Below are 25968 nucleotides of genomic sequence, written 5' to 3'. Positions count from 1 at the left end.
CCGGCGTCATCCTGTAGTTGTCTTTCAACGGCAGGTGACCTGATGAAACGCATCCGCATCCTTGACTCCCACACCGGCGGCGAACCCACGCGGCTGGTGCTGGAAGGTTTCCCCGATCTGGGCACCGGCACCATGGCCGAACGCCGGCAGATCCTCGCTGACCTGCACGATGACTGGCGCGCCGCAACCGTGCTGGAACCCCGTGGCAGCGATGTGCTGGTGGGCGCGCTGCTCTGCGAACCGGTTGATTCCAGCGCCTGTGCGGGGGTGATTTTCTTCAATAACAGCGGCTATCTGGGCATGTGCGGTCACGGCACCATTGGCCTCGTAGTGTCGCTCGCGCATCTGGGTCGCATCGGCGCTGGCGTGCACCGCATCGAAACCCCGGTGGGTACGGTGGAAGCCACGCTGCACGACGATGGCTCCGTCAGCGTGCAGAACGTGCCGTCCTGGCGGTATCGCAAAGCCGTGAGTGTTGAGGTGCCCGGGGTTGGCCGCGTCACGGGGGACATCGCCTGGGGCGGCAACTGGTTTTTCCTGATTGCCGAACACGGCCTGAGCATCGACAGCGACAACCTTGAAGCGCTCACTGCCTACGCCTGGGCGGTGCGCCAAGCGCTGGAGTCGCAACGCATCCTGGGCGAAGACGGCGGGGAAATCGATCACATCGAGTTGTTTGCCGACGACGCTCAAGCCGACAGTCGCAATTTCGTGCTGTGCCCCGGCAAGGCGTATGACCGCTCACCCTGCGGCACCGGCACCAGCGCCAAACTGGCGTGTCTGGCGGCAGACGGCAAACTCGCGCCGGGGCAGATCTGGCGCCAGGCCAGTGTGATCGGCAGCCAGTTCGAAGGTTCTTATCAGTGGCAAGGCGAGCGCGTGGTGCCCACCATTCGCGGCCGTGCGCACATCAGCGCCGAAGCGACCCTGCTGCTGGCCAGCGATGACCCGTTCGCCTGGGGCATCCGCCCGTGACGTCCAAGCAGGCCGCCGATGTGATCATCATTGGCGGCGGCATCATCGGTGCGGCTTGCGCCGATGAACTGGCCGGTCATGGCCTTGACGTGCTGGTACTCGACTGCAATCGCCCCGCCGCGACGGCGGCGGGCATGGGCCACCTGGTGGTGCTCGACGACAATCCCGATGAACTGGCCCTCAGTGAATACTCCGTCCGGGCGTGGCGAGAACTGGCCCCTCAACTGCCCCAAGACTGCGCCATGCGCACCAACGGCACGTTGTGGCTGGCGTGCAATGCCGAAGAGATGGACGCCGCACGGGCCAAACAGAAAACCTTGCTGGATTACGGCATGGCGTGCGCCCTGTTGGACGCCCAAGCCGTGGCCGATGCAGAACCTGCCTTGCGCAGCGGCTTGCAGGGCGCCCTGAAGGTCAGCGGCGACGGCATTCTCTACGCCCCCAACGCCGCCCGCTGGCTGTTGCAACGCCATGGCGCGCGTATCCGCCAACGCACGGCGCAGGTGACAGAAGTTCAAGGCAATCGGCTGCGCCTTGCCGACGGCCAATGGCTGAGCGCCACGGCGGTGATACTCGCCAACGGCATTTACGCCAGCCAGTTGTGCCCCGAACTGCCGCTGCAAGCCAAGAAAGGTCACTTGCTGATCACTGATCGCTATCCGATCCAGATTCAGCACACGCTGGTGGAGCTGGGCTACGTCACCAGCGCTCACAACGCGACAGGCCCGTCCGTGGCGTTCAACGTGCAACAACGGCCCACGGGCCAGCTCTTCGTGGGCTCTTCCCGGCAGTTCGATAATCAGGACGCCGAGGTGGAAGGCTGGATGCTGGGCCGCATGCTGCGCCGCGCCAGCGAATTCCTGCCGGGGTTGAGCCAGATGACGGCGATTCGCAGCTGGACCGGCTTTCGCGCCGCCAGCCCGGACGGCTTGCCGCTGATTGGTGAACACCCGCGACAGCCCGGCTTATGGCTGGCCGTCGGCCATGAAGGCCTGGGCGTTACCACGGCGCCCGGCACGGCGCGTCTGTTGGCCGCGCAATTGCTGCGTCAACCTTCGCCGCTGCCGGTTGAACCCTATCTGCCGCAACGTTTTATCGGAGCCATTGCCCATGCCTGAATTGAGTATCAATGGCCGCGCGCTTGAGGTCGTTCCCGGCACCACGGTTGCTGCGGCGCTGGCACTGATCGGCGACGGATGCACCCGCACCTCGGTAAGCGGCCAGCGGCGTGCGCCGGTGTGCGGCATGGGGATTTGTCAGGAATGCCGGGTGGATATCGACGGAAAACGTCGACTGGCCTGTCAGACACTATGCCAAGACGGCATGCACGTGGAGACGCTGCCGTGAATGAATCGGTCGATTTATTGATCATCGGCGCAGGCCCGGCAGGCATGGCCGCAGCACTGGCGGCAGCACCAAGCGGGGCGCGCATTGTCTTGGTTGATGACAACCCGCTACCCGGCGGGCAAATCTGGCGCGACGGCCCGCAGGCAGATGTTCCGGCACAGGCTCGCTCCATGCGCGATGACCTTCAGGGCTTTCCCAACATCAGCCTGTACAGCGCAACCAAAGTCATCGCCCGCAACGGCCCAAGGCAATTGCTGCTGGAAGACGCCGAACGTGGCTGGCTCATCAGCTACCGGAAACTGATCCTGTGTACCGGCGCTCGTGAAGTGCTCCTGCCCTTCCCCGGCTGGACCTTGCCGGGGGTCACCGGAGCGGGCGGTCTTCAGGCCTTGATCAAGGGCGGCCTCCCGGTCAGGAACCAGCGTCTCGTCATCGCGGGCAGCGGCCCCTTGTTGCTTGCGAGCGCCGCGACCGCCAAAGCCAAGGGCGCGCAGGTGTTGCGCATTGCCGAGCAGGCTTCCCTGCGGGCAGTCGGCGGTTTCGCCGCGCAACTGTGGCGGTGGCCCAACAAGGCCCGGCAAGCGGTGGGTTTGTTGAATACGCACTATCGCACGGCCAGCCATGTCATTGCAGCGCTGGGTACGGACCGTCTGGAAGGCGTGCGGATCCAGACCGGAAAACAGATCGAAGAAATACCCTGCGAGCGTCTGGCGTGCGGGTTCGGCCTGGTGCCCAACGTCGAACTGGGCCAGGCCTTGGGTTGCCAGGTGCTTGATCGCGCCATCACCGTCGACGAATGGCAGGCGACCCGCCTTGAGCATCATTACGCGGCGGGGGAATGCACCGGGTTTGGTGGCAGCGAGTTGGCACTGGTCGAAGGCCGCATCGCTGGCTATGCGGCCATGGGTTTGCAGCCGCAGGCAAAGGCGCTGTGGCCTCAGCGGAAGCGTTGGCAAGGTTTTGCCGATGCCTTGCAGCGCAGTTTCGCGCTAGGCCCTGCGGTCAAGAAACTGGCCGAACCGGACACACTGGTGTGCCGTTGCGAAGACGTGTCCTACGCCGCCCTCGCCCATCATCCCGACTGGAAGCACGCCAAGCTGACGACCCGTTGTGGCATGGGTGCCTGTCAGGGGCGCACCTGTTCGACGGCCACACACACCCTGTTTGGCTGGGAACCGCCAGCGGCCCGCCCGCCTTTCAGCCCGGCGCGGGTGGGGACGTTGATGGAATTGGATTCACTGGATTTGTAGGAGCCGAGCTTGCTCGCGAAGAACGATAACGCGGTGTATCTGGATCACCGAGGCGTCCAATTCGCGGGCAAGCCTCGCTCCAACGGATCTGGACGTACAGCCGATGCATTTGCGTCTACTGGAATGCCTGGCGGTTGCCCCCAGACATAGAACAAGTTCTGTGCATCCCAAGTCACTTGCAGCATGATCCAGCCAACTCCATTTCCCAGACACTCGCGATGCTCGACCTGACCCAACCCTCCGCCCCGCGCGATCTTGAACAACTGCTCGCCAGCCTGGAACGGGTGGCGCCGCTGTTCGACGCGATTCCGGGCGTGGTGTTTTTCATCAAGGACACCCATGCGCGCTACGTGTTGGTCAATCAAACCCTGGCGTTTCGTCTGGGCTTCAAGCACAAGAGCGAACTTGTCGGGCGCACCGCTGAAGAGGTGTTCCCGGCGCGATTTGGTCCTCAATACACCGAGCAGGACCGCAGGGTGCTGGCGGATGGCAGGCAGCTCACCGATCAGCTGGAATTGCATCTTTATGACGGCAATCAACCCGTCTGGTGCCTGACCCATAAACTGGCGGTGCGAAATCATGCCGGAGCAATCATCGGCCTGGCGGGTACGTCACGGGATTTGCAGATGCCACAATCGACGCACCCGGCCTACCCCAAGCTGGCGGCTGTGGACGCTTACATTAGCGAGCACTTCGCTCGTCCTGTCAGCCTCGCGGAGCTCACCGCCATCGCCGGCCTGTCCATTGCGCAGTTGGAGCGGCAGTGCAAACGGATTTTTCAACTCACGCCTCGGCAGATGATCCACAAAGCGCGCCTGGGCGAGGCATCGCGGTTGTTGCTGCAGGACATTTCCATCACCGAAATTGCCCAGCGCTGCGGGTATACCGATCACAGCGCGTTCAGCCGCCAGTTTCGCGCGCTTACCGGATTTTCGCCGAGTCAGTATCGACAGTCGCAAGGCGACGCGTGACGATCGCCTGTGCACCAATGAAGCACCCCGCCCACCATTTGCTCCCTTATGTAACAGCCCATCCGACCCATTTCTCCAACAAAACCTCTGAAGCCTTTGCTTAGAGCCATCCCGACAAAACAGGCACAACCTGTGCATATAAAATATCGTATACGAAATTCCTTATCCCAATATTGCTCACCTGCATTCGCGAGGCGTCTATGAAAAATCCAGCTGTCGCTGCTGCCCTTTTTGCCGCAATGAGTGTTTCCCTGATCAGTACCGCCCAGGCCGACAAGCTCGATGACATCATCGACTCCGGCAAGCTGCGCTGTGCGGTGACGCTGGACTTCCCGCCCATGGGCATGCGTGACGAGAAAAATGTCCCGGTCGGCTTCGACGTCGATTACTGCAACGATCTGGCGAAAACGCTGGGTGTGACCGCCGAGATTGTCGAGACGCCCTTCCCGGACCGGATTCCTGCACTGGTTTCGGGCCGTGCCGACATCATCGTGGCCTCGACTTCCGACACACTGGAACGCGCCAAGACCGTGGCAATGAGCGTGCCCTACTTCGCGTTTTCCATGGTGGTGCTGACGCGGGAAAACACCTCGATCAACAGTTACGAAGACCTCAAGGGCAAACCGGTCGGCAACACCAGCGGCACGTTTGAAGCCATTGCCCTGGAGAAAGACCAGAAGAAATGGGGCAGCGGCAGTTTCCGCGCCTACCAGACCCAGAACGACACGATCCTCGCCGTCGCCCAAGGTCACATCGACGCTTCCGTGGTGACCAACACCGTCGCCGCCGCCACCCTCAAGTCCGGCAAATACAAAGGCCTGAAAGTCGCGGGCAACGCGCCGTATGTCATCGACTACGTGGCGCTGGCCGCCAAGCGCAATGAGTACGGGCTGATCAACTACCTGAACCTGTTCGTCAACCAACAAGTGCGCACCGGTCGCTATGCTGAGCTGTATGAAAAATGGGTCGGCGGCAAACCGGTTGACCTGACCGTGCCGGGGGTTTATCGCTGATTTGCCCAGCCTTTAAACGCCCCTGTTGGAGCGAGGCTTGCCCGCGAAGGCGGTATTACTGACTCCGAAATGGTTTCGGATGTACTGGCCTCTTCGCGGGCAAGTCGGAACGCCGCCAGCTCGCGCCAACAGAATTGTGTATTTTTCAGGAGCCCACCCATGCCGGATGTTTTACTCCAGGGTCGTTGTCTGGTCAGCGGTTCGGCCCAGGGCCCGCTGCTCTGGGCCGATGTCGGCTTGAGTTTCTGGGGCGGTGTTGATCCGTTGAGCGGTGAGGTCATTGACCGGCATCACCCGCTGAGCGGGCAGATCATCAGCGGCCAGGTGCTGGCGATCCCCAGTGGTCGAGGCTCCTGCACGGGCAGCAGCGTGTTACTGGAATTGATCCTCAACGGCCACGCTCCGGCAGCGCTGGTCTTTGAACAGGTGGACGACATCCTGACCCTGGGTGTGATCATCGCCGAGCAGATGTTCGCGCACTCCATCCCCGTCATCAGCGTGGGCCGGGACGGGTTTTCAGCGCTGCGGGAAATGTCATGGCTGCACGTCGAAGCGGACCGGCTCAGTGGGTTTCGCCATCCACCCGCCAGCCCGCTGAAAACCACCGAAACGATCACCCGACTCGCCTGGCAACCCAGCCTCAGACTGAGCGAAAACGATCAGCATTTTCTCGATGGCAGGCATGGCAAGGCGCCCGAGGTAGCCATGGGCATCATCCTGCGCATGGCTGAACTGCAAGGTGCCACCGAACTGCTGGACATCACCCAGGCGCACATTGACGGCTGCATTTATACCGGCCCGGCAAGCCTGCGCTTTGCGCAACAACTGGTGCAATGGGGTGCCAGCGTGCGGGTGCCCACTACGTTGAATTCCATTTCCGTCGACAAGCGCCTCTGGCGGGAGCTGGGCATCGACAGCGCACTGGGGGAACCGGCCAGCCAGTTGGGTGATGCGTACCTGAACATGGGCGCGACCTTGAGTTTTACCTGTGCGCCCTACCTGCTGGACACCGCGCCCAAGGCGGGCGAACAAATCGTCTGGGCCGAATCCAACGCGGTGGTCTACGCCAACAGCGTGATCGGCGCCTGCACCTTGAAGTACCCGGATTACCTCGACATCTGCATCGCCCTCACCGGCCGCGCGCCGCTGACCGGCTGCCATCTGGCGCAGGGACGTCACGCTCAAGTGTGCATCGAGTTACCGCCGCTGACCGATCCGGATGACAGTTTCTATCCGCTGCTGGGCTATCACGTCGGGCTGTTGTGCTGCAGCGAAATACCGCTGGTGTACGGCCTGGAACAGGCGCAGCCCACGCTGGACGATTTGAAAGCCTTTGGCGCGGCGTTCGCCACCACGTCTGCTGCGCCGATGTTCCACATCGCTGGCGTAACGCCGGAGGCGACCCCGGCCGAAAACGCTCTGGGCGGGCAAGCGCCCACGCGCACCCTGCGCATCACCCACGCGCACCTGCTGAACAGCTGGCGCGAACTCGACAGCGCGCCGGACGCGCAAGTGGATCTGATTTCACTGGGCAATCCGCATTTTTCAGTCAGCGAGTTCGCCGCGCTGGCCAGGCTCTGCGAGGGCAAACACCGGCACCCTGACGTGCCGCTGGTGATCACCTGCGGCCGCGACGTATTGGAGAAAGCACGGCAGGCAGGGGATATCGCCGTGCTGGAAGCCTTCGGCGCGCAGTTCGTCACCGACACCTGCTGGTGCATGCTTGGGGAGCCCGTGGTGCCGGTGACGGCGCGGACCTTGATGACCAACTCGGGCAAGTACGCCCATTACGCGCCGGGGCTGGTGGGGCGTTACGTGCATTTCGCCAGCCTTGCCGAGTGCGTGGCGACAGCGTGCAGCGGCGTGGCCAGCGGCCAACTGCCCGCTTGGCTCTGTGCGCCTGAAACGCCCGTGGAGGCGACCCATGTTTGATTACAACTTCCACTGGCGCGCCGCCTTCAAAGCCCTGCCGGACATGCTCGGCGGTGCCTGGGTGACCTTCGAAACCGCCGCCCTGTCGATGATCCTCGGGGTGTTGATCGCCCTGTGCCTGACGTTCATGCGCCAAGGCAAGAATCGGCTGTTGCGGGGTTTTTCCGCCACCTGGATATCCATTGCCCGCAACACGCCGTCGCTGTTTCAGGTGTACATCCTGTATTTCGGGCTGGGTTCCTTCGGGCTGCACATCAGTTCCTGGGTGGCGCTGCTGGCGGGGATCACCCTCAATAACGCCGGTTATCTGGCCGAGAATTTTCGCGGCGGGCTCAAGGCGGTGCCTGACACACAATTGCGCGCCGCCCGCTCCCTCGGCATGAGCGCCCCCCAGGCGTATCGCCTGATCGTGATCCCGCAATTGCTGCGCATTGTCTTTTATCCCCTGACCAACCAGATGGTCTGGGCGGTGCTGATGACCTCCATGGGCGTGATCGTCGGGCTCAACGATGACCTGACGGGCGTGACCCAGGACTACAACGTCAAGACCTTCCGCACCTTCGAATTCTTCGCCCTTGCAGCGGTGCTTTATTACCTGATCGCCAAGGCCATCGTATTTCTCGCACGGCTGCTGTCCTGGCGTCTGTTCCGGTATTGAGGGGAAATCAAATGTTCAACAGCAGCTTTACCTGGAACGACATGCTGTTCCTGCTGGACGGCGCCAAAGTGACGATCCTGTTGACCCTCGCTTCCATGGCGATTGGCACCGTCGCCGGGGTGATTTGCGGCTTCCTGCGCGCCCTGCTGCCCCGCTCGACGATTCCGTTGGCCTGGGTGCTGGATGTGTTTCGCAGCGTGCCGCTGCTGATCCAGTTCGTGTTGTTCAATGCTTTGAAAAGTATCGTCGGCCTGAACTGGACGGCCTTCGCCGTCGCCTGCGTGGTGCTTGGTTTGTACGTCACGGCGTATTGCACGGAGATCGTGCGCAGCGGCGTGCTGTCGGTGCCGATGAGCGTGCGCCGCGCGAGCCGGTCGTTGGGGCTGACCTACTGGCAGGACCTGCGCCGGATCGTCCTGCCCATGGCGACCCGTGTGGCGTTTCCCGGCTGGGTCAACCTGCTGCTCGGCGTGATGAAAGACACGTCGCTGGTGATGTGGATCGGCATCGTCGAGTTGCTGCGCGCTTCGCAAACCATCGTTACCCGGATTCAGGAACCGTTGCTGGTGCTGTGCATCGCCGGCGCGATTTATTACGTCATGAGCCTGGTGGCTGCCCGCCTCGGTGCCCGACTGGAAACAAGGTGGCAGGAAAATGATTGAGATCGACAACGTACACAAATCGTTCGGTGAGCTGGAAGTCATCAAGGGCGTGAGCCTGACCGTCAACAAAGGCGAAGTGGTGTCGATCATCGGCGGCTCGGGCTCGGGTAAATCCACGCTGCTGATGTGCATCAACGGTCTGGAATCCATCAAGAGCGGCAGCATTCGCGTGGATGGTACCGAGGTACACGCCAAGGGCACCGACATCAACAAGCTGCGGCAGAAAATCGGCATCGTTTTTCAGCAGTGGAACGCGTTCCCGCACCTCACCGTGCTGGAAAACGTCATGCTCGCGCCGCGCACGGTGCTGGGCAAAAGCAAGGCCGAAGCCGAGGCGTTGGCCGTCCAGCAACTGACCCACGTGGGCCTAGCGGACAAGCTCAAGGTGTTCCCCGGCAAGCTATCCGGTGGCCAGCAACAACGCATGGCCATTGCCCGCGCCCTGGCGATGTCGCCGGATTACATGCTGTTTGACGAAGCCACTTCGGCCCTGGATCCACAGTTGGTAGGCGAAGTGCTGGACACCATGCGCATGCTCGCCGAGGACGGCATGACCATGATCCTGGTGACCCACGAAATCCGCTTTGCCCGGGACGTGTCAGACCGCGTGGCGTTTTTCCGCAACGGCCTGGTGCATGAGATCGGCACGCCAGAGCAGGTCATCGGCAACCCGCAGCGGCCGGAAACGGCTGACTTCCTCAAGTCCATCAACTAAGAGGCCCGCCTGATGCGTTCATCGAAAGTCATCCATGTGGTCAGTTGCCATGCCGAGGGCGAAGTGGGCGATGTGATCGTCGGCGGCGTAGCGCCACCCCCCGGCGAAACACTCTGGGAGCAGTCGCGCTGGATCGAGCGGGACAACGTGCTGCGCAACTTCATGCTTAACGAACCCCGGGGCGGCGTATTCCGCCATGTGAACCTGCTGGTGCCACCGAAGAACCCGCAAGCGCAGATGGGCTGGATCATCATGGAGCCCGCCGACGTGCCGCCCATGTCCGGCTCCAACTCCCTTTGCGTCGCGACTGTTCTGCTGGAAACCGGCATCTTGCCCATGACCGAGCCCGAAACCCGATTGGTGCTGGAGGCGCCGGGTGGCTTGATCGAGGCCGTGGCCCACTGTAAGGACGGCAAGGTGCTGAGCGTTGAAGTGCGCAACCTGCCCTCGTTTGCTGACCGGCTGGGCGCCTGGATTGAAGTACCCGGCCTCGGTTCGATTCAGGTGGATACCGCTTACGGCGGCGACAGTTTCGCGATTGTCGACTCAACGAAACTGGGTTTCTCGCTGACTGCCGACGAGGCGAAAGATCTGGTGGACACCGGCCTGAAAATCACCCTTGCCGCCAACGAACAATTGGGGTTTGAACACCCACTGAATGCGGAATGGAACCACATCTCCTTCTGCCAGATCGCCGCGCCGCTGCATTACGAGCAGGGTGTCGCCACCGCCGCCAATGCCGTGGTGATCCGCCCCGGCAAGATCGACCGCTCGCCATGCGGCACGGGCTGTTCGGCACGCATGGCGGTGCTGCACGCCAAAGGTGAACTGGCGGTCGGCGAGCGCTTTATCGGGCGGTCGATCATCGGCTCGCAATTCAACTGCCGCGTCGACAGCCTCACCGACGTAGCCGGTCGCACGGCCATTGTTCCCGCCTTGTCCGGCCAGGCGTGGATCACCGGCACCCATCAACACCTGCTGGACCCTACCGATCCGTGGCCGGAAGGCTATCAGTTGTCGGACACCTGGCCGGTGGGGTTGAAGCTGTGAAGCGCTCGTAGGCGCGGATTTATTCGCGAGGCGTCTGACCTGGCATAACGCGTCGGGGCTCTCGCCAACCAGTGGGGTCCCTACAAGCACTACTACGCGCCGCATTAAACGTATACGAAATACCATTAATCAAAACGGAGACACTCATGAGCAAACACGTAGCCTGGAACGGCGTTTTCCCTGCCGTCACCACTCAATTCAACGATGACTTTTCCGTCAATCTGCAAGCCACTCACAAGGTCATCTCCAATCTGGTACGCGACGGCGTATCCGGCCTGGTGATCTGCGGCACGGTGGGTGAGAACACGTCGCTGAGCGTGGCCGAGAAAATCAGTCTGGTGGAAGTCGCCAAAGACGCCTCCGCCGGACGCGTGCCAGTGATTTCCGGGATCGCCGAATTCACCAGCTACAACGCAAGCGCCGTCGCTAAACAAGTGGCACACGCCGGTGCCGATGGGATCATGCTGATGCCGGCCTTGGTGTACTCATCCAAGCCGTTCGAAACCGCCGCGCATTTTCGCACCGTGGCGGCGGCCACTGATTTGCCGATGATGGTGTACAACAATCCACCGATCTATAAGAACGATGTTACGCCCGACATCCTGATTTCCCTGGCGGACTGCGACACCATCGTGTGCTTCAAGGACTCGTCCGGCAACACAAACCGTTTCATCGACGTGCGCAACGAAGTGGGCGAACGCTTCATTTTGTTCGCAGGGCTGGATGACGTGCTGGTGGAAAGCGTCGCGGTGGGCGCGGTGGGCTGGGTGTCGGGGATGTCCAACGCCTTCCCGAAAGAAGGTGAAACCCTGTTTCGCCTGGCCAAGGCGGGCCGTTTTGCCGAGGCCATGGCGCTGTATGAATGGTTCATGCCGCTGCTGCACCTGGATGCTCGCCCGGATCTGGTTCAGTGCATCAAGCTTTGCGAAGCTATCATGGAGCGCGGTAGCGCCCTGACCCGCCCGCCTCGCCTGGCCTTGCCGGACGCCGACCGTCAATACGTCGAGGGTTTGATGGCCACGGCCATGTCCAACATGCCAGTGCTGCCGGAGGTGGGGTTGTAATTTCTGACGAGGCATCGTTCCTGGTTAGTCAGGAATAGGGGGCGCTCCGCGTATGTCCGCGAGATGTTGGTGGTGCGTTTCGGATCGGGTGGCGCCAACGGCATTGGCGGCGCTGCGCCTCGAGGTTCCGTCCTGACGGCCAGGTCCATTTTGTCGTGGCAAAATAGACGAAAACCGTTTGCGCTGACGTCCGGCCCCTGCTTCGCAGGGGTTCCTTCGTTCCGGTGCCGTGATGTAGGTACGCCAGGCTTAAACATTCACCACATTCACAAACCGCGACGCCGCGGTTTCGTCGATGCGCAGGTTTGCGAAGTCGAACAGGTTGCGGTCCGCGAGTTGGGAGGGCTGGACGTTCTGCAGGCTGCGGAAAATGCTGTCGACGCGGCCGGGGGTCTTGCGTTCCCAGTCCTGAAGCATGTCCTTGACCACCTGACGCTGGAGGTTTTCCTGGGAGCCGCAGAGGTTGCACGGGATGATGGGAAAGTTCTTGAGGTCAGAGTAGGCCTGGATGTCCTTCTCGTGGCAGTACGCCAGCGGCCGGATCACAACATTGCGGCCGTCATCGGCGCGCAGTTTGGGAGGCATGGCTTTCAGCGAGCCGTTGAAGAACATGTTGAGAAAAAAGGTTTCCACGATGTCATCACGGTGATGACCGAGCGCCATCTTGGTCGCGCCGATTTCGTCAGCGAAGGTGTACAGCGTACCTCGACGCAGGCGCGAGCATAGCGAACAGGTGGTCTTGCCCTCGGGAATCAGTTCCTTGACTACGGAGTAGGTGTCTTTTTCGACAATGTGGTACTCAACGCCCAGTGATTCCAGATAGGCCGGCAGCACATCCTCGGGAAAGCCAGGCTGCTTCTGGTCCATGTTCACGGCGACGATCTCGAACCGGATGGGCGCGACTTTCTGAAAATGCATCAGTACATCCAGCAGGGTGTAACTGTCCTTGCCCCCGGACAGGCAGACCATCACCTTGTCACCCTCTTCAATCATGTTGTAGTCGGCCACGGCTTCACCGGCCTGGCGTCGCAGGCGTTTCTGCAGTTTGTTCTGATTGACTGAAAGGGTGCCCATGGCGCTGATATCCGGTTGCTTTACGGGGGAGATGGCTGGAAAAGGCGGCTATTTTACGCATAAAGACTGCCTGGCGTTAACGTCCGATGGCCGTCGATTGCAGCGTTTGGAAACCATCCGCTATTAGCAGCGCTCCTGACATTGCCAATCACTCTAAGCAGCAGGGTTTTCAGGGTGTGGGCCTTTCTATACTGCGTCATGAGGTCGCATCCATTCCTCCATTCAGGCTGTGGCCTTTACCTGCGGGGCGTCGCCCTGGGCAGGCGCCCTCTTCGGGCAAGGCATACACGAGCGGAAGGAGTGACACGCATGATCAATCACGTCTGGGGGCTGTTCACACATCCCGACCAAGAGTGGAAACAGATACGTGGCGAAGAAGAAAGCATCGGCCACATGTACCTCACCCACACCCTGATCCTTGCCGCGATCCCTGCGGTGTCGGCTTATATCGGCACGACCCAGGTAGGCTGGGTGATTGGCGAGCGAGCACCGGTAATGCTCACCCACGAGAGCGCGCTGTGGATGACGATCATGTCGTACCTCGCCATGCTCGCCGGTGTCGCGGTCATGGGCGGTTTCATCCACTGGATGGCCCGCACCTATGACGCCACCCCAAGCCTGGCGCGCTGCATCGCGTTTGCAACCTACACCGCAACGCCGCTGTTCATCGGCGGGCTGGCGGCAATCTACCCTCATATGTGGCTGGGCATGTTGGTGGGCACAGCGGCCATCTGCTACACCGTCTACCTGCTGTACGTCGGGCTGCCGACCTTTATGGGCATCCCGTCCGAAGAAGGCTTCATGTTTTCAAGTTCGGTACTGGCGGTGGGGCTGGTGGTCCTGGTGGCGATCATGGCGTTCACCGTGGTGCTGTGGGGCATTGGTGTGGGGCCGATGTATACCAATTGACCATTGAGCTGATCCAGGCGCTGTACATACGCTGACGTACAGTGCCTGCGTTCGGCAGGCCAAAGGTCGCAATCGTGTCGTCTGGACGAGTTGCGTACGTTCATTTGCTTAGGATCAGCGCTCAATTCGTTGGAGCGAGCGGGCGGGGTTCCGACTTGCCCGCGAAGGCGTCGTTTCGGGTTTGGATGCTTCGGAGCTCGTACCGGCCTCTTCGCGGGCAAGCCACGCTCCAACGAGCCGAGGCCCATCTGGGAAATCGCGTCGGCTTCCTGGCTTTTCCTGACAGACACCGCCAAACGCGCGTCGGGAGGCTGAGCGCAGGTGTCGTGGGGTGGGGCGACCGGCAGGGATTCCGGACGAGCGCGCCGCGAACGGGTCCGCTCTTCCAGAATAACCTTCCCGCTACCCTGACCATTCGGCAGCTCGAGTTTTCGGCTCGCCCGGGCTTTGCGGCATAATGCGCTTCTCTGGAGATCGAGAAAGCATGTCTGAGCCACTCAATGCCCGTGTCGAAGTCTGTTATCAGCAAGCCGAAGCCTTTTTCAAACGCCCCTTCAAACGTCCGGTAGTCAGCCTGAAGCTGCGCGGCCAGAAGGCGGGCGTCGCGCATTTGCACGAAAATCTGCTGCGTTTCAACCCTCAGCTGTACGGCGAGAACAGCGAAGACTTTCTGCGCCAGACCGTCCCTCATGAAGTTGCGCACCTGATCGCCCACCAACTGTTTGGCGACCGCATTCAACCCCATGGCGAAGAGTGGCAACTGATCATGCGCGGCGTGTACGAACTGCCGCCCAACCGCTGCCATACCTACGCCATCAAGCGCCGCAGCGCGACCCGCTATATCTACCGTTGCCCGTGCGCGGGCAGCGACTTCCCCTTCTCCGCCCAGCGTCATCAACTGGTGCGCAAGGGTCGACGTTATTTGTGTCGCCGTTGTCGGGAAACCCTGGTGTTCAGTGGTGAGACGCGGGTGGAGTGATGGCGCCATCCCGTCCTACAGCGTGCCGTCCTCACGCATGGCCGTGATCTGCGCCTGGGAATACCCCAGTGCCAACAGCACCTCTTCGCTGTGCGCCCCTAACGGCGCGCCAATATGGCGGGGTCCCGCCAGGCCATCCGAGAACTTCAAGGGACAGGCGATTTGCGCCTGACTGCTGCCATCCCCTCTTGGCACTTGGGTAATCAGCTCCCGCGCCTGCAATTGGGGATGCCGCACCGCTTCGGACAGGCTCAGCACAGGCTCGACACACGCATCGATCTGCGCGAAACAGGCCTGTAAGTCTGCGAAGCTGCGCTTTTCGAATTCTATTCTCAGCTCGTTTTTCAACGTGGCCTGTACATGTGGCGAAGACGACAAGCCCTGGGACGCCAGCTCCGGGCGATTCAAGGCGGCGCACAACGCCTGCATGAATGCAGGTTCCAGGCTGCCCACGGAAAACCAGCGCCCATCGCGACTGCAGTAGTAATCGTAGAAGCTGCCGCCATTGAGCAACTGATTTTCCCGCTCTGGCTCAACGCCACAGGCCAGGTAGCCTGCCCCCGCCATGGCGTTCAGGCTGAAGGCGCAATCGGTCATGCTCACATCCACGTATTGCCCCTGGCCGGTTTGTGTGCGCGCAACCACCGCAGCCAGCAGCCCGATCACGCCGTGCAGGGATCCGCCCGCCACGTCTGCGGCTTGAATGCCCAGCGGCAGCGGCCCACTTTCACGCCGCCCGGTGTAGCTGGCGACTCCGGCCACTGCCAGGTAATTGATGTCATGCCCTGCCCGGTGGCGATAAGGGCCGGTCTGGCCGTACCCCGTGATTGCGACATAGATCAGCCGAGGGTTGAGTGCCTTCAGTGCTTCGTAGCCGATCCCCAACCGATCCATCACGCCGGGGCGGAACTGCTCCAGCACGATGTCGTAGTCCATCACCAGACGCTTGATCACCTCCTGCGCGGCCGGTTGTTTCAGGTCCAGCGCCAGGCTGCGCTTGTTGCGGTTCAGGTAGGCGTGGCTGGCAGACGTGCCCTGATCATGAGGCGGCAGGAGACGCAGCAGATCCGGCCGGGTCGGCGATTCGATGCGTAACACCTCGGCCCCCATATCCGCCAGCAGCAACGACGCGAACGGGCCCGGCAACAGGGTTGAGAAATCCAGCACTTTGAGCGATGACAGCGGACCGTACATGAGCATTCCTGAGGTGAGCTTGATTTGCCTTGAGCGTAGACACCCGCAAGGTGCCCATCCAGTGACCGGATCACTCCGTTGCCATGACCAAAACGCAGGTATAAAAAAACCCATCCGGAGATGGGTTTTCTTGCAGCGCCGAGGGTTAGATCGGTTTACGCGTCGGGATCGGGCGAGTCAGCGGCTCAGGAGCCAGCTCAGCAACGCCCAGGTCGTCTACCGGACCGGTGTTGTCGATACCGCGACCACCGGAGGCCAGTTCACTTTGCAGTGTGGTGTTGTCCAGCTCGCCCACCCACTTGGCAACCACCAGGGTGGCAACGGCGTTACCCACCAGGTTGGTCAGAGCGCGGGCTTCGGACATGAAGCGGTCAATGCCCAGGATCAGCGCCAGACCGGCAACCGGCAAGTGGCCAACGGCCGACAGGGTGGCGGCCAGCACGATGAAGCCGCTACCGGTGACGCCAGCAGCACCCTTGGACGACAGCAGCAGCACCAGCAGCAGGGTGATCTGATGCGTGATGTCCATGTGCGTGTTGGTTGCCTGGGCAATGAACACGGCAGCCATGGTCAGGTAGATCGACGTACCGTCCAGGTTGAAGGAGTAACCGGTCGGGATAACCAGACCCACGACCGACTTCTGTGCACCCAGACGCTCCATCTTGATCAGCATGCGTGGCAGTGCTGATTCCGAAGAAGAAGTACCCAGCACGATCATCAGCTCTTCACGGATATAGCGGATCAGCTTGAGGATGCTGAAGCCGTGGGCCCGGGCAATACCGCCCAGCACCACCAGCACGAACAACACGCACGTGATGTAGAAGCAGATCATCAACTGGCCCAGTTGCACCAGCGAACTCACACCGTAAGCACCGATGGTGAACGCCATGGCACCGAAAGCACCCAGTGGCGCGAGCTTCATGATCATGTTGATGATGTTGAACATCACGTGTGCAAAGCGATCGATGAAGTCCAGGACCGGCTTGCCATAGGCACCCAGGCGATGCAGTGCAAAGCCGAAGATCACCGAGAACATCAGGACTTGCAGGATGTCGCCGTTGGCGAAGGCACCCACGATGGTGTTCGGGATCACGTTCAGCAGGAAGCCAACAATGCTCTGATCAGCGCCCGCGGTTACATAAGCGGCGATTTTGGACGCATCAAGCGTGGTGACGTCGATGTTCATGCCGGCACCCGGCTGAACGACGTTGACCACGACCAGACCGATCAGCAGAGCGATGGTCGAAACAATCTCGAAGTACAACAGCGCATAACCGCCAGTCTTGCCGACCGATTTCATGTTCTGCATACCAGCGATACCGCTGACTACCGTACAGAAGATGATGGGGGCAATGACCATTTTGATCAGCTTGATGAACCCGTCGCCCAGTGGCTTGAGGGCCTTGCCGGTATCAGGGTAGAAGTGACCGATCAGAACGCCGATCACAATGGCTACGATCACCTGGAAGTACAGGGATTTATAAAAAGGCTGACGAGTCGTCATGTTGAAGTCCTCAAGAGTGACGTCGGCATCATCCAGCTGACGCACGCGGCACCTAACGAGCTAACCCTCCTGCAACTGGAGGGATTTGTTTTGGCGAGCTGCCCGAGGCAGAGCTCTACCGCTCATATCGCAAGGCGCGTGCCAGTTTGTTGAAAATCGAGAGAAACCATTAGACGCGAGGATTTGCGGGGGCAAGGTGGCGATAAAGACAGTTGCGAGATGGCGGTTTTCCGCCGCTTTGCCGGAAATGGCCGCGATAGATGGCGGGTATCCGCCCTGTCAGCCAGCAGCCGTCGCTATGAACTGACCGCCAAAGCCTGGATAGAGGTCCAACTTTTGGGGGCAGTTCACTGTGTGGAACCGGCTTTAGCCGGGAAGACGGTAAGGCTGACGACGAAAATGCACCGAATGTACTGGCCTCTTTCCGGATAAATCCGGTCCCACGGAGTGAAGGGCGGACATTGCCGCTGTGGACAGTGGGCATTCAGGCAGGCCCTCTCATGTACCAGCTCGCTCCTGCGATTGTGTGTCAGCCGGAGAAATGAATCCTGAATGCCGCGCCGCCCAAGGGCGAATCTTCCAGGGTCAAGCGGGCGCTGTAGCTTTCGATAATGTCTTTGACCACCGCCAGGCCAATGCCCTGCCCCGGATTCTGGCGGTCCAGGCGCTCGCCCCGCTCCAGGATGCGCTCGCGCAGGCTGGCGGGTACGCCCGGGCCGTCGTCTTCCACACACAGCTCATCGCCCGCTTCGCCGGAGCGCAGGCTGACCCGCACTTCGCCCAGGCACAACCGATAGGCGTTCTCCAGCAGATTACCGAGCATCTCCAGCAACGCGGCCTGCTCCATGGGCACGACGCATTCCTCGGGCAGGTCCAGAGTGGCCTTCACCCTCTTGTCGCGATACACCTTTTCCAGGGTGTTACACAGGCTTTCGACCACCGGCCGCAACGCTACGTTGTGCCGCACCAGACCGCTTTTGCGCAGGCTGGCCCGTTGCAACTGATAACTGATCTGCTGGCTCATGCGCTCGATCTGCGATTGCAGGATGCGCGCCTGCTCGACGTCTTGCGGACGCTTGGCCATGGTTTCGCTGACGCCCTGCAACACCGCCAACGGCGTTTTCAGACTGTGGGCCAGGTCATCCAGAGAGTCACGATAGCGAATACGCTGCTGGCGCTCGCTGAGCAACAGACGATTCAACGAACCGGTAAGGCGCAGCAGTTCACTGGGATGGTTTTCGCTCAGGCTGTCCCGCACGCCGGCCTCCACCTGATCGAGTTCCTGACTCAACCCGCGCAGCGCCCGCAACCCCCAGGTCAGCCCGCCCCACAACAGAGCCAGCAACACCAGCAGCGCGGCGCCGAAGCCCAGATAGAGTTTCTGGCGTAACCCCGCCACGGTTTCCTGATACTCGCGTACCGGTTGCAAGGCAACGATGCTGAATGCGGCACTGCGCCCGCCGAGCAATTTGATCTCCACGTCATAGACGAAGAACTCTTCACCGTTGGGCTCTTTGATCTTGGCGAACTCACTGCCTTTGCCGTCATAACGCGGCTGATAGTCAATGAACTCGTCTTCAGTGGCCAGCGAACGCCAGACCAGTTCGCCTTTACGGTTGTAGATGTAGCCCAGCAAGCGGCTGGCGGGCAGGTTGAACTGCTCGCCCGGCAACACGGAAGGCATCAGCAGGCGCCCGTCTTCCACCCGCGCCGCGGAGATGAGCGTGGTCACGTCGGAGGCCAGCCGCTGCTCGATGGAACTGCGCAAGGCGAGGCTGAAGGCGCTTTGCAACGCAGGCAGCATCAACAACATGAAGGTCACTGCAAGGATCGCAGCACCGATCAGGAGTCGCAGGTGCAGCGAACGAATCAATTACAGCGCTCGGAAAACAGATAACCCAGGCCGCGCACCGTCTCGATAGGTTTGAAGGCGTGGCCGCCTTCGATTTTGCGGCGCAGACGGCCAACCAGCACCTCGATCACGTTGGGATCGCGCTCGTCGTCGTCCGGGTACAACTGCTCCATCAGGCGTTCCTTGGGCACCACTTGTTGGTGATGACGCATCAGGTATTCAAGAATCCGGTATTCATAAGCCGTGAGCGCCAACGGTTGCTCGTCCATGGACGCCTGTTTACGGTTGAGATCGAGCAACAACGGCCCGGCCACGATCGTGGACTGGATAAAACCGCTGGAACGACGCAGCAGCGCGTTGAGTCGTGCTTCCAGCTCTTCAAACTGAAACGGCTTGACCACGTAATCGTCCGCGCCCGCCGCCAGACCCTCGACCTTGTCCTGCCAATTGCCTCGGGCCGTCAGGATCAGAATCGGAAATGCCTTGCCCAGGGCTCGCAACTGACGAATCAAGTCCAGACCGCCCATGCCCGGCAGGCCAAGGTCGATCACTGCCAGGTCGTGATGGAACTGACCGGTCTGGTAAAGCGCCTCTTGTGCATTGGCCACCGCTTCGACCACGTGACCTGACTCGGTCAGACGAGTCAGCAAGTGATGCCGTAACAAAGCCTCATCCTCAACCACCAACAACTTCATGACACTCTCCTGGGCAAGGTTTTGTTTCTGATCATCCGGCGTGTCCGCAATGTCTGTGCAGCGGCGCTTGCCCGCCAATCGTCTTGTCCGGTCAGGTATACATCAACGGACAAGACGCTATCGCAGGCAAGCGTGTTTCCACAAGGTTCGGTGCTGGTAAAAGCGCCAGTCACAACAGGTGATGCACCGGCAACCAGGTTTCCGAATGCCCCGACAGGCTCAGCGATGCCTGAGGCGAAACGTCTGGGGTGATTGTGCCAGCGTCGAACACATGAGTACTGCTGATGTGCGTCAGGCCAACATCGTAATGCCCCGACAAATTTTGCCGGGCGACCGGCACGCCGTTGTGCGTGCCAGTAATGTCTTGATAGCTGAGCGTGTAATACGGCCGGCTCCCAGGGAGAGGATCGACATTCTGTTGACTCAAGCCCTGGCTCCACACACCGCTCGCTTCATGGCGGATTTCGCTCTCGGTGCGGTCCATGCGTTCACTGGTCTTGCCCGGTAGCACACGCGCCAACTCGCGTTCGCCGTCAGCAGCCTGCGCAGCGGCACTGCCGCCCAGAAAAGCCAAGGCCAGGAAAAACTTGTTGATCGTCAGCATAGTCACCTCCTCTCGCGCATAGCGCTGTCTGAGTACGATTTCAGACTAGTCCCGGTGCCCTGAACCGTCCCTGAACACCTTTCAACTGTGGCTGAACACCTCTGTAGCGCATCCGATACCGCTCGCGCGTTTACAATCGGCTAGGCTTGCCCCTCGCTGACCGACATTGCACTTATTTCAAGAAGGAGCTGACCATGCGTTTCTGGATTGCATTGATGATGATGGGCCTGGCGGGGCTTAGCCAGGCCGAGGTTAAAACCCGGCAAGTGGACTACGCCAGCGCCGATGGCACGAAACTGGTGGGGTATTACGCCTGGGACGATGCCATCAAGGGCCCGCTTCCCGGCGTTATCGTCGTGCACGAATGGTGGGGCCTGAACGACTACGCCAAACAACGCGCCCGCCAGCTCGCCGAACTGGGTTACAGCGCCATGGCCATCGACATGTATGGCGAAGGCAAGAACACCGAGCACCCCAAGGACGCCATGGCCTTCATGCAAGCGGCGCTCAAGGACAGCTCGGCTGCCGCCCAGCGCTTCGACGCCGGTCTGGAACAGCTGAAGAAACAGCCTCAAACCGACCCGAACAAAGTCGCGGCCATTGGCTACTGCTTTGGCGGCAAGATCGTGCTCGACGCCGCTCGTCGAGGCGAAGCCCTGGCCGGCGTGGTCAGCTTCCACGGTGCGCTGGTCACCGATACACCTGCCACGCCCGGCAGTGTGAAAGCGCCGATCCTGGTGGAGCATGGCGCCTTGGACAGCATGGTCACCCCGGAAAACGTCACCGCGTTCAAGACCGAAATGGACAAGGCCGGTGCCCACTACAGATTCGTCAGCCTTGAAGGCGCGAAACACGGCTTCACCAACCCCGACGCCGACCGCCTGGGCCATGACGGCCACGGCGGCCCGGACATCGGCTACAACAAGGAAGCCGATCAACGTTCGTGGGCAGACATGCAGGCGTTTTTGAAGCAGGTGTTCGGGGCTTGAACGGCCCGTCATCTCGACAAGAACCTGCATAAACACATGATTCAAAGCTGTTTTCGGCACCCAATCGCGCATTGCCCGACATTGGGCAATGCGCGACCGATCTCACCCTTCCCACTTCCACGTTCCCCCGGCAAAATGCCGCCCATGAATCCGATCTCGACACTCCCCGCCTGTTGCCCGTCACTGACCCATCACTGGCCACTGCCGCAAGCCTTGAGCGGCGTCGTATTGGTGAGCGGCCGTTTCGATCCTGCAAAACTGGCGGACGGCGATTTTCAGCGCTGCCTGATCCCCCAACCTCCCAGCATTCAACGCTCGGTCGCCAAGCGCCAGACCGAGTTCCTTGCGGGTCGACTGTGTGCGATGCAAGCCATGGAACGGCTGGACGGCCGACGACTGGCCCTCGACATCGGCGAGGATCGTGCGCCGATCTGGCCTGACGACGTGTGCGGGTCGATTACCCACAGCACCGGCTGGGCCGCAGCCATCGTGGCGCACAAGCAGCAATGGCGCGGACTGGGGCTGGACACGGAAAACATGCTCAGCGTCGAGCGCGCCACCCGACTGGCCGGGGAAATTCTCACGTCCGAGGAAATGGCCCAAATGGCCGCAGGCCCTGCCGATCAAGTGGCGTTGCGAGTAACCCTGACGTTTTCCATCAAGGAAGCGCTGTTCAAGGCGCTGTACCCCATCGTGAAACAGCGTTTTTATTTCGAACACGCGCAATTGCTGGAATGGTCCGCTGACGGCCACGCCCGCCTGCGCCTGCTGACTGACCTGTCCAGCGAATGGCACAGCGGCAGGGAGCTGGATGGGCAGTTCAGCGTGCAGGATGCTCATGTGTTGAGCCTGGTGAGTGTTCCGGCCTGACGTCACAGCCCTGGGCGCTGTACGAAAAGTCGGCGAGCGCAGCCACTTTTCGTACAGCGCCTAGGCAAGCGGACAATGCTCACACCGCCCTACCCACTCCACCTGATAACTCAGGCAACAATTCCGGCGCTGACGCCGTGGCGGTTCGCCGACATAGCTCACGGCCTTGAACAACGGGTTACCTCGTCCGTCAGGGCGATGCTCCGCTTCAAGCAGCCCATACCCGGCATCCAGTGGCACCTCGGTCAACAAGCGCAACTGGCCCAGGCAGGTCTCCAGATAATCCCCGGCATTACTCCATAAAACGCGACGGGCCACCCCGCCGTAAGCGGCCAACGCATCAATGAACGGCTGCAAATTGTCATCCAGCAACCCGGCGAATGGCTCAGGCGACTCGGAGGGTGCGCGAACGCCCGAACCGAACCTTATCCCGGCGGGTAAGCCGCGTTCATCCAGTGCCAGACTCACTTGATCAAGGGCCAGCGGCCACTGCCCATCCCCCAGCAAGTCCGCAGCGACGACCGGGGGAATCAGCTGCATGAAGTAATACTTGGACCATTGAGAAACCAGCACCGGCAAATGGCTGGCCATCAAGGTCGGGCCGTAGACCTTTAACAGCAGCGCATCCAGCACCTCAGGCCTGAGCAAGGCCTGCATGTCATGCAACGGCCGAGGGTCATCGGCAGCCAACAGCGTACGGCCAAAGGGTTCCAGGGCACCGCTGAACGTCATTGAGGCTCCTGCGTGCGCGGCCAGGCCAGACTGAAACACGCGCCGCCCAGGCTGGAGCTGCGCCCGATCAACGCCCGGCCGCCATGCCAATGGATGATGCGCCGCACAATCGACAACCCCAGACCATGGCCGCCGGAGGCGCGGGTTCGGCTGTCATCCAGACGCATGAAGGGGGTAAAAATGCGCTCCCAGGCACTTTCGGGAATGCCCGGCCCGTCATCCTCGATATCGATGCGGCAACGATCCGGTAACAGCGCGAAGCTGATCCGCACCTCGGATTCAGCGTGGCGTATGGCATTGCTCACCAGATTCTGTAGCGCCCGATGCAAATAACGCGGTTCGGCTTCGACCCACGCGGGTTCGCCATGAACCAACGCAGGCGTCGCGCCACGCGTGACCCGCACATCGGCGCGCAGGGGCGCCAGTTCAGCGATGACCTGATCAATCAGGTTCTGCAGGTCAATGCTCTGAAAACTCAGGGTCGGCGCGCCCTGCTCCAGGCGCGCGTAGGTGAGCATTTCGTCCACCAGCTTGTCGAGGTCCTGAATATCGCTGTCCATGCCGATCATGTATTTTTGCCGGGCTTCAGGGGTGGTGGCGTCGCCGATCATCTCCAGCCCGAACCGCAGTCGGGCCACGGGGGTGCGCAGTTCATGGGACACGGCGCGCACCAATTCGCGCTGGATGGTCAGGGAGCGCTGCAAATGCTCGGCCATGCCATTGAACGCCGCCGCGAGCCGCCCCACCGAATCGGCACCGGAGTCAGGCACCCGAGTATCAAGGCTGCCCTGGGCGATGAGCGTCGCGGCGGCTTCCAGCTCCAGTACGCGTCGCTCAAGCCGACGCACCAACTGGTACACCACCACCCCGATCAGACACAGCCCCAGGAAAGCGATCAGCACCAGCAACTGCGGCGGATAGGGGTTCATCTGATACAACGGGCCGATCTCCAGCACCCATGGCGTATCCACAATCCCGGCGAATACCCGGATCGAATCGCCGCCCTTGCCCAGGGCCATCACCGTATCGCCCTCGTACACCCGACGCCGCTGATCGTCATCCACATCGGCCTTGTCCAGCGGGATCAGTTGCAGATCAAAGCCAAAGCCCTTGTTCTGACGCAGGGCTTCCAGGCGCGCCGGCTGCTCGGCAACGGGAAAACGCACCAACTCATCAATCAGCAAATAAATGGTCGCCCGCGCCAACTGCTCGGTGATCTGCTGCACTTCGCCCGTCAACAGCAACGGCTCGCGGGTGCTGATTTGCCGATAGACCTTGGCGGCGTGGGGGCCGGTCTGCTCCACCACCACTTGACCACGCAGCAGGCGATTGCGCGTGCCGCTGCCCAATTGCGCCTGCTCCACGGTTTGCAGGCTCAGCGGTATGCCGAGTAACCGCTCCCACACCGCCAGAGCGCGATGACGCTCGATGGCGTTCATCAATTGCAGGTTGTCGGCCATCAGCGCAAACGTGCCATGGGCCAACTGATCCCGGTATTGCTCGGTGCGAACCTGATTGAGCAGGTGCAGGCTCAAGACGCCCAACAGCGCGACCGAGACCAGTACGCCCAGCATGCCGCCATAGATGCGCAGAAAGATGGAGTTCATAGGGGAGTCCGCCGTCTCACTGACATTGAGCTGCCGGGCGGCAAACCGAGAACCTGTTGGAGCGAGGCTTGCCCGCGAAGACGGTGTTTCTGATCAGAGAATTTCGGCGACTGTACCGGCCCCTTCGCGGGCAAGCCTCGCTCCAACCCTGCATCGAGCATCATGAAAGTGGCATCGCTTGCGCCGCTTCCGGCACGAACAGGTAGCCTTTGCTGCGCACGGTCTTGATCAAGCGCGGATGGTCGGGATCGTCGCCGATTTTGGGGCGAATGCGGGAGATTCGCACGTCTATGGAGCGGTCTTGCCCGTCGTAACCGAAACCCCGCAAGGCCGTGAAGATCTCTTCCCGGGACAGAATCCGTCCGGCGTTGGCCACCAACAGCCACAACAGATCGAACTCCGCGCTGGTCAGCTCGATGCTGCTGTCGCTCAACCAGGCCTCGCGTAGCGCGTTATCGACCACCAGCGGCCCAAACACCAATCGCCGCAGTTCGGTGGCCTGGGCTTGAGGCGCTTCGGTGCGACGCAGCAACGCGTGAATGCGTGCCAGCAACACCCGGGGGTGCACCGGCTTGCACACAAAATCATCCGCGCCGGTGTCCAGCCCCTGGACTTGATCGGTGTCGTCGGTCCGCGCCGTGAGCATCAGGATCGGGCCGTCGTAACGGTCGCGCACCTTGCGGCAGATACTCAGGCCGTCTTCGCCCGGCAGCATGAGGTCCAGAATCACCAGATCAGGCTGTTCATCCATGATGCGCGCAGCCGCCAAAGCGCCATCGCCTTCGATACCCACCCGCAAACCGTTGTTTTCCAGGTAATCGCGGGTCAGCTCGGCCAGGCGCCGGTCATCCTCCACGATCAGTATTTGCCAGGCTTCTCGCTCCACGGGGGGCCTCTTGGGGTGTTGTTCTTATTAACGAGCGTTTGCCCATCGAATCGAGCCTGTTTCGGGCGCCATCGGCAGCGAGTGTAGCAACCGCCCGCGCCAAGCACACGACATGCCAGACCGGGCTTGCGAGATGCATTTTTTATGGTAGGGTGCGCGCCCGCAAAAAACCGTCGGCACCTGTAAAAATTCCTAAATGCGCAGGACAAACGGTCAGGCGCCGTAGTTACGCGGCCTACACGCAGTTTGGGCAATTCATACAGGATTTACACACAGCCTTATCCACAACCGGTGCGTTGCAATTGATGTCCAAAACGCTTTATCTTGTAGCCCGGCGTCACCAACAACCCTACATGTAGGGTTTTGCAACAAAAACCCAACACAAGTCGAACGGGAATTTCAAGCCTTTTTCTCAGGAGATGAAGGGTGAACCAAA

The 25968-nt window shown here is 61.1% G+C and carries 25 protein-coding genes; 16 read left to right on the top strand and 9 right to left on the bottom strand.

Features of this window, described 5'->3' with window-relative positions:
• Positions 1-42: 42 nt before the first annotated feature.
• From ACP7B0_RS08335 to ACP7B0_RS08280, 12 genes are all read left to right on the top strand, one after another.
• Positions 43-975, top strand: a complete 933-nt coding sequence (locus ACP7B0_RS08335) for a 4-hydroxyproline epimerase (RefSeq protein WP_426140714.1) — start codon at positions 43-45, stop codon at positions 973-975.
• Positions 972-2093, top strand: coding sequence for an NAD(P)/FAD-dependent oxidoreductase (locus ACP7B0_RS08330; RefSeq protein ID WP_426140712.1), 1122 nt, complete (start codon positions 972-974; stop codon positions 2091-2093). Before ACP7B0_RS08335 ends, ACP7B0_RS08330 begins: the two co-directional genes overlap by 4 nt.
• The gene (locus ACP7B0_RS08325) at positions 2086-2322 is read left to right on the top strand and encodes a (2Fe-2S)-binding protein (protein ID WP_426140711.1); all 237 of its coding nucleotides are present in this window, start codon (positions 2086-2088) and stop codon (positions 2320-2322) included. Before ACP7B0_RS08330 ends, ACP7B0_RS08325 begins: the two co-directional genes overlap by 8 nt.
• The gene (locus tag ACP7B0_RS08320; protein ID WP_426140710.1) at positions 2319-3572 is read left to right on the top strand and encodes an FAD-dependent oxidoreductase; all 1254 of its coding nucleotides are present in this window, start codon (positions 2319-2321) and stop codon (positions 3570-3572) included. The genes ACP7B0_RS08325 and ACP7B0_RS08320 overlap by 4 nt, the downstream gene beginning before the upstream one ends.
• Before the next feature lie 218 nt (positions 3573-3790).
• On the top strand, positions 3791-4543 hold the full coding sequence (locus ACP7B0_RS08315) for a helix-turn-helix domain-containing protein (protein WP_426140868.1): 753 nt from the start codon (positions 3791-3793) through the stop codon (positions 4541-4543).
• A gap of 200 nt (positions 4544-4743) precedes the next feature.
• The gene (locus ACP7B0_RS08310; RefSeq protein WP_426140708.1) at positions 4744-5556 is read left to right on the top strand and encodes a transporter substrate-binding domain-containing protein; all 813 of its coding nucleotides are present in this window, start codon (positions 4744-4746) and stop codon (positions 5554-5556) included.
• Positions 5557-5715: 159 nt separating this feature from the next.
• Positions 5716-7488, top strand: a complete 1773-nt coding sequence (locus ACP7B0_RS08305; protein ID WP_426140707.1) for an aconitase X — start codon at positions 5716-5718, stop codon at positions 7486-7488.
• The gene (locus ACP7B0_RS08300) at positions 7481-8146 is read left to right on the top strand and encodes an amino acid ABC transporter permease (RefSeq protein WP_426140705.1); all 666 of its coding nucleotides are present in this window, start codon (positions 7481-7483) and stop codon (positions 8144-8146) included. The genes ACP7B0_RS08305 and ACP7B0_RS08300 overlap by 8 nt, the downstream gene beginning before the upstream one ends.
• 11 nt (positions 8147-8157) lie before the next feature.
• Positions 8158-8808 (top strand): amino acid ABC transporter permease, encoded by a 651-nt coding sequence (locus tag ACP7B0_RS08295; protein WP_426140704.1) that lies wholly within the window; start codon positions 8158-8160, stop codon positions 8806-8808.
• Positions 8801-9523, top strand: a complete 723-nt coding sequence (locus ACP7B0_RS08290; protein WP_426140702.1) for an amino acid ABC transporter ATP-binding protein — start codon at positions 8801-8803, stop codon at positions 9521-9523. Before ACP7B0_RS08295 ends, ACP7B0_RS08290 begins: the two co-directional genes overlap by 8 nt.
• 12 nt (positions 9524-9535) lie before the next feature.
• Positions 9536-10573: a trans-3-hydroxy-L-proline dehydratase gene (locus ACP7B0_RS08285; protein WP_426140700.1), complete on the top strand. Its 1038-nt coding sequence runs from the start codon at positions 9536-9538 to the stop codon at positions 10571-10573.
• A gap of 146 nt (positions 10574-10719) precedes the next feature.
• Entirely contained in the window at positions 10720-11637 is a 918-nt protein-coding gene (locus tag ACP7B0_RS08280) for a dihydrodipicolinate synthase family protein (protein WP_426140698.1), read from the top strand.
• A 249-nt stretch (positions 11638-11886) separates the two neighbouring features.
• On the opposite strand, the gene ttcA is transcribed toward ACP7B0_RS08280, so the two are convergent.
• Positions 11887-12711 (bottom strand): tRNA 2-thiocytidine(32) synthetase TtcA, encoded by an 825-nt coding sequence (gene ttcA, locus ACP7B0_RS08275; protein WP_426140696.1) that lies wholly within the window; start codon positions 12709-12711, stop codon positions 11887-11889.
• Between the two features lie 309 nt (positions 12712-13020).
• Between ttcA and ACP7B0_RS08270 the strand changes: the two genes are divergently transcribed.
• The gene (locus tag ACP7B0_RS08270; protein WP_426140694.1) at positions 13021-13620 is read left to right on the top strand and encodes a Yip1 family protein; all 600 of its coding nucleotides are present in this window, start codon (positions 13021-13023) and stop codon (positions 13618-13620) included.
• 484 nt (positions 13621-14104) lie between these two features.
• A complete protein-coding gene (locus tag ACP7B0_RS08265) occupies positions 14105-14599 on the top strand; it encodes a SprT family zinc-dependent metalloprotease (RefSeq protein WP_426140693.1) in 495 nt (164 codons plus the stop codon).
• A gap of 15 nt (positions 14600-14614) precedes the next feature.
• Here ACP7B0_RS08265 and ACP7B0_RS08260 read toward each other — a convergent pair whose 3' ends face one another.
• From ACP7B0_RS08260 to ACP7B0_RS08240, 5 genes are all read right to left on the bottom strand, one after another.
• Positions 14615-15793 carry a CaiB/BaiF CoA transferase family protein gene (locus tag ACP7B0_RS08260; protein WP_426140692.1) on the bottom strand — a complete coding sequence of 393 codons (1179 nt, stop codon included), beginning with the start codon at positions 15791-15793 and terminating at the stop codon, positions 14615-14617.
• A 145-nt stretch (positions 15794-15938) separates the two neighbouring features.
• Positions 15939-17297, bottom strand: coding sequence for a dicarboxylate/amino acid:cation symporter (locus tag ACP7B0_RS08255; protein WP_426140691.1), 1359 nt, complete (start codon positions 17295-17297; stop codon positions 15939-15941).
• A 529-nt stretch (positions 17298-17826) separates the two neighbouring features.
• Positions 17827-19170 carry an ATP-binding protein gene (locus tag ACP7B0_RS08250; protein WP_426140690.1) on the bottom strand — a complete coding sequence of 448 codons (1344 nt, stop codon included), beginning with the start codon at positions 19168-19170 and terminating at the stop codon, positions 17827-17829.
• The gene (locus ACP7B0_RS08245; protein ID WP_426140689.1) at positions 19167-19844 is read right to left on the bottom strand and encodes a response regulator; all 678 of its coding nucleotides are present in this window, start codon (positions 19842-19844) and stop codon (positions 19167-19169) included. The genes ACP7B0_RS08250 and ACP7B0_RS08245 overlap by 4 nt, the downstream gene beginning before the upstream one ends.
• A gap of 169 nt (positions 19845-20013) precedes the next feature.
• Entirely contained in the window at positions 20014-20448 is a 435-nt protein-coding gene (locus tag ACP7B0_RS08240) for a hypothetical protein (RefSeq protein ID WP_426140878.1), read from the bottom strand.
• Positions 20449-20642: 194 nt separating this feature from the next.
• On the opposite strand from ACP7B0_RS08240, the gene ACP7B0_RS08235 reads away from it, so the two are divergent.
• The gene (locus tag ACP7B0_RS08235; protein WP_426140688.1) at positions 20643-21437 is read left to right on the top strand and encodes a dienelactone hydrolase family protein; all 795 of its coding nucleotides are present in this window, start codon (positions 20643-20645) and stop codon (positions 21435-21437) included.
• A 144-nt stretch (positions 21438-21581) separates the two neighbouring features.
• Positions 21582-22307, top strand: a complete 726-nt coding sequence (locus tag ACP7B0_RS08230) for a 4'-phosphopantetheinyl transferase family protein (RefSeq protein ID WP_426140686.1) — start codon at positions 21582-21584, stop codon at positions 22305-22307.
• 60 nt (positions 22308-22367) lie between these two features.
• Here ACP7B0_RS08230 and fhuF read toward each other — a convergent pair whose 3' ends face one another.
• The 3 genes from fhuF to ACP7B0_RS08215 all read right to left on the bottom strand — a co-directional run bounded on the left by fhuF (position 22368) and on the right by ACP7B0_RS08215 (position 25532).
• A complete protein-coding gene (gene fhuF, locus ACP7B0_RS08225) occupies positions 22368-23078 on the bottom strand; it encodes a siderophore-iron reductase FhuF (RefSeq protein WP_426140685.1) in 711 nt (236 codons plus the stop codon).
• Positions 23036-24646, bottom strand: coding sequence for an ATP-binding protein (locus ACP7B0_RS08220; protein ID WP_426140684.1), 1611 nt, complete (start codon positions 24644-24646; stop codon positions 23036-23038). Before ACP7B0_RS08220 ends, fhuF begins: the two co-directional genes overlap by 43 nt.
• 160 nt (positions 24647-24806) lie before the next feature.
• Positions 24807-25532, bottom strand: a complete 726-nt coding sequence (locus ACP7B0_RS08215; RefSeq protein ID WP_426140683.1) for a response regulator — start codon at positions 25530-25532, stop codon at positions 24807-24809.
• Positions 25533-25968: the final 436 nt, after the last annotated feature.

It is taken from the genome of Pseudomonas sp. DWP3-1-2, from assembly GCF_049896285.1.
Lineage (GTDB): Bacteria > Pseudomonadota > Gammaproteobacteria > Pseudomonadales > Pseudomonadaceae > Aquipseudomonas.
The sequence above is the reverse complement of the archived record's forward strand: the minus strand, read 5'-3'. Positions and strand labels throughout refer to the sequence as shown.

Coding starts and splice junctions, on each gene's coding strand:
- ACP7B0_RS08325 (WP_426140711.1), top strand. CDS start 2,086: ATGCCTGAATTGAGTATCAATGGCCGCGCGCTTGAGGTCGTTCCCGGC.
- ACP7B0_RS08265 (WP_426140693.1), top strand. CDS start 14,105: ATGTCTGAGCCACTCAATGCCCGTGTCGAAGTCTGTTATCAGCAAGCC.
- ACP7B0_RS08280 (WP_426140698.1), top strand. CDS start 10,720: ATGAGCAAACACGTAGCCTGGAACGGCGTTTTCCCTGCCGTCACCACT.
- ttcA (WP_426140696.1), bottom strand. CDS start 12,711: ATGGGCACCCTTTCAGTCAATCAGAACAAACTGCAGAAACGCCTGCGA.
- ACP7B0_RS08255 (WP_426140691.1), bottom strand. CDS start 17,297: ATGACGACTCGTCAGCCTTTTTATAAATCCCTGTACTTCCAGGTGATC.
- ACP7B0_RS08235 (WP_426140688.1), top strand. CDS start 20,643: ATGCGTTTCTGGATTGCATTGATGATGATGGGCCTGGCGGGGCTTAGC.
- ACP7B0_RS08310 (WP_426140708.1), top strand. CDS start 4,744: ATGAAAAATCCAGCTGTCGCTGCTGCCCTTTTTGCCGCAATGAGTGTT.
- ACP7B0_RS08295 (WP_426140704.1), top strand. CDS start 8,158: ATGTTCAACAGCAGCTTTACCTGGAACGACATGCTGTTCCTGCTGGAC.
- ACP7B0_RS08285 (WP_426140700.1), top strand. CDS start 9,536: ATGCGTTCATCGAAAGTCATCCATGTGGTCAGTTGCCATGCCGAGGGC.
- ACP7B0_RS08260 (WP_426140692.1), bottom strand. CDS start 15,793: ATGTACGGTCCGCTGTCATCGCTCAAAGTGCTGGATTTCTCAACCCTG.
- ACP7B0_RS08270 (WP_426140694.1), top strand. CDS start 13,021: ATGATCAATCACGTCTGGGGGCTGTTCACACATCCCGACCAAGAGTGG.
- ACP7B0_RS08315 (WP_426140868.1), top strand. CDS start 3,791: ATGCTCGACCTGACCCAACCCTCCGCCCCGCGCGATCTTGAACAACTG.
- ACP7B0_RS08245 (WP_426140689.1), bottom strand. CDS start 19,844: ATGAAGTTGTTGGTGGTTGAGGATGAGGCTTTGTTACGGCATCACTTG.
- ACP7B0_RS08300 (WP_426140705.1), top strand. CDS start 7,481: ATGTTTGATTACAACTTCCACTGGCGCGCCGCCTTCAAAGCCCTGCCG.
- ACP7B0_RS08220 (WP_426140684.1), bottom strand. CDS start 24,646: ATGAACTCCATCTTTCTGCGCATCTATGGCGGCATGCTGGGCGTACTG.
- ACP7B0_RS08335 (WP_426140714.1), top strand. CDS start 43: ATGAAACGCATCCGCATCCTTGACTCCCACACCGGCGGCGAACCCACG.
- ACP7B0_RS08305 (WP_426140707.1), top strand. CDS start 5,716: ATGCCGGATGTTTTACTCCAGGGTCGTTGTCTGGTCAGCGGTTCGGCC.
- ACP7B0_RS08290 (WP_426140702.1), top strand. CDS start 8,801: ATGATTGAGATCGACAACGTACACAAATCGTTCGGTGAGCTGGAAGTC.
- ACP7B0_RS08230 (WP_426140686.1), top strand. CDS start 21,582: ATGAATCCGATCTCGACACTCCCCGCCTGTTGCCCGTCACTGACCCAT.
- ACP7B0_RS08240 (WP_426140878.1), bottom strand. CDS start 20,448: ATGCTGACGATCAACAAGTTTTTCCTGGCCTTGGCTTTTCTGGGCGGC.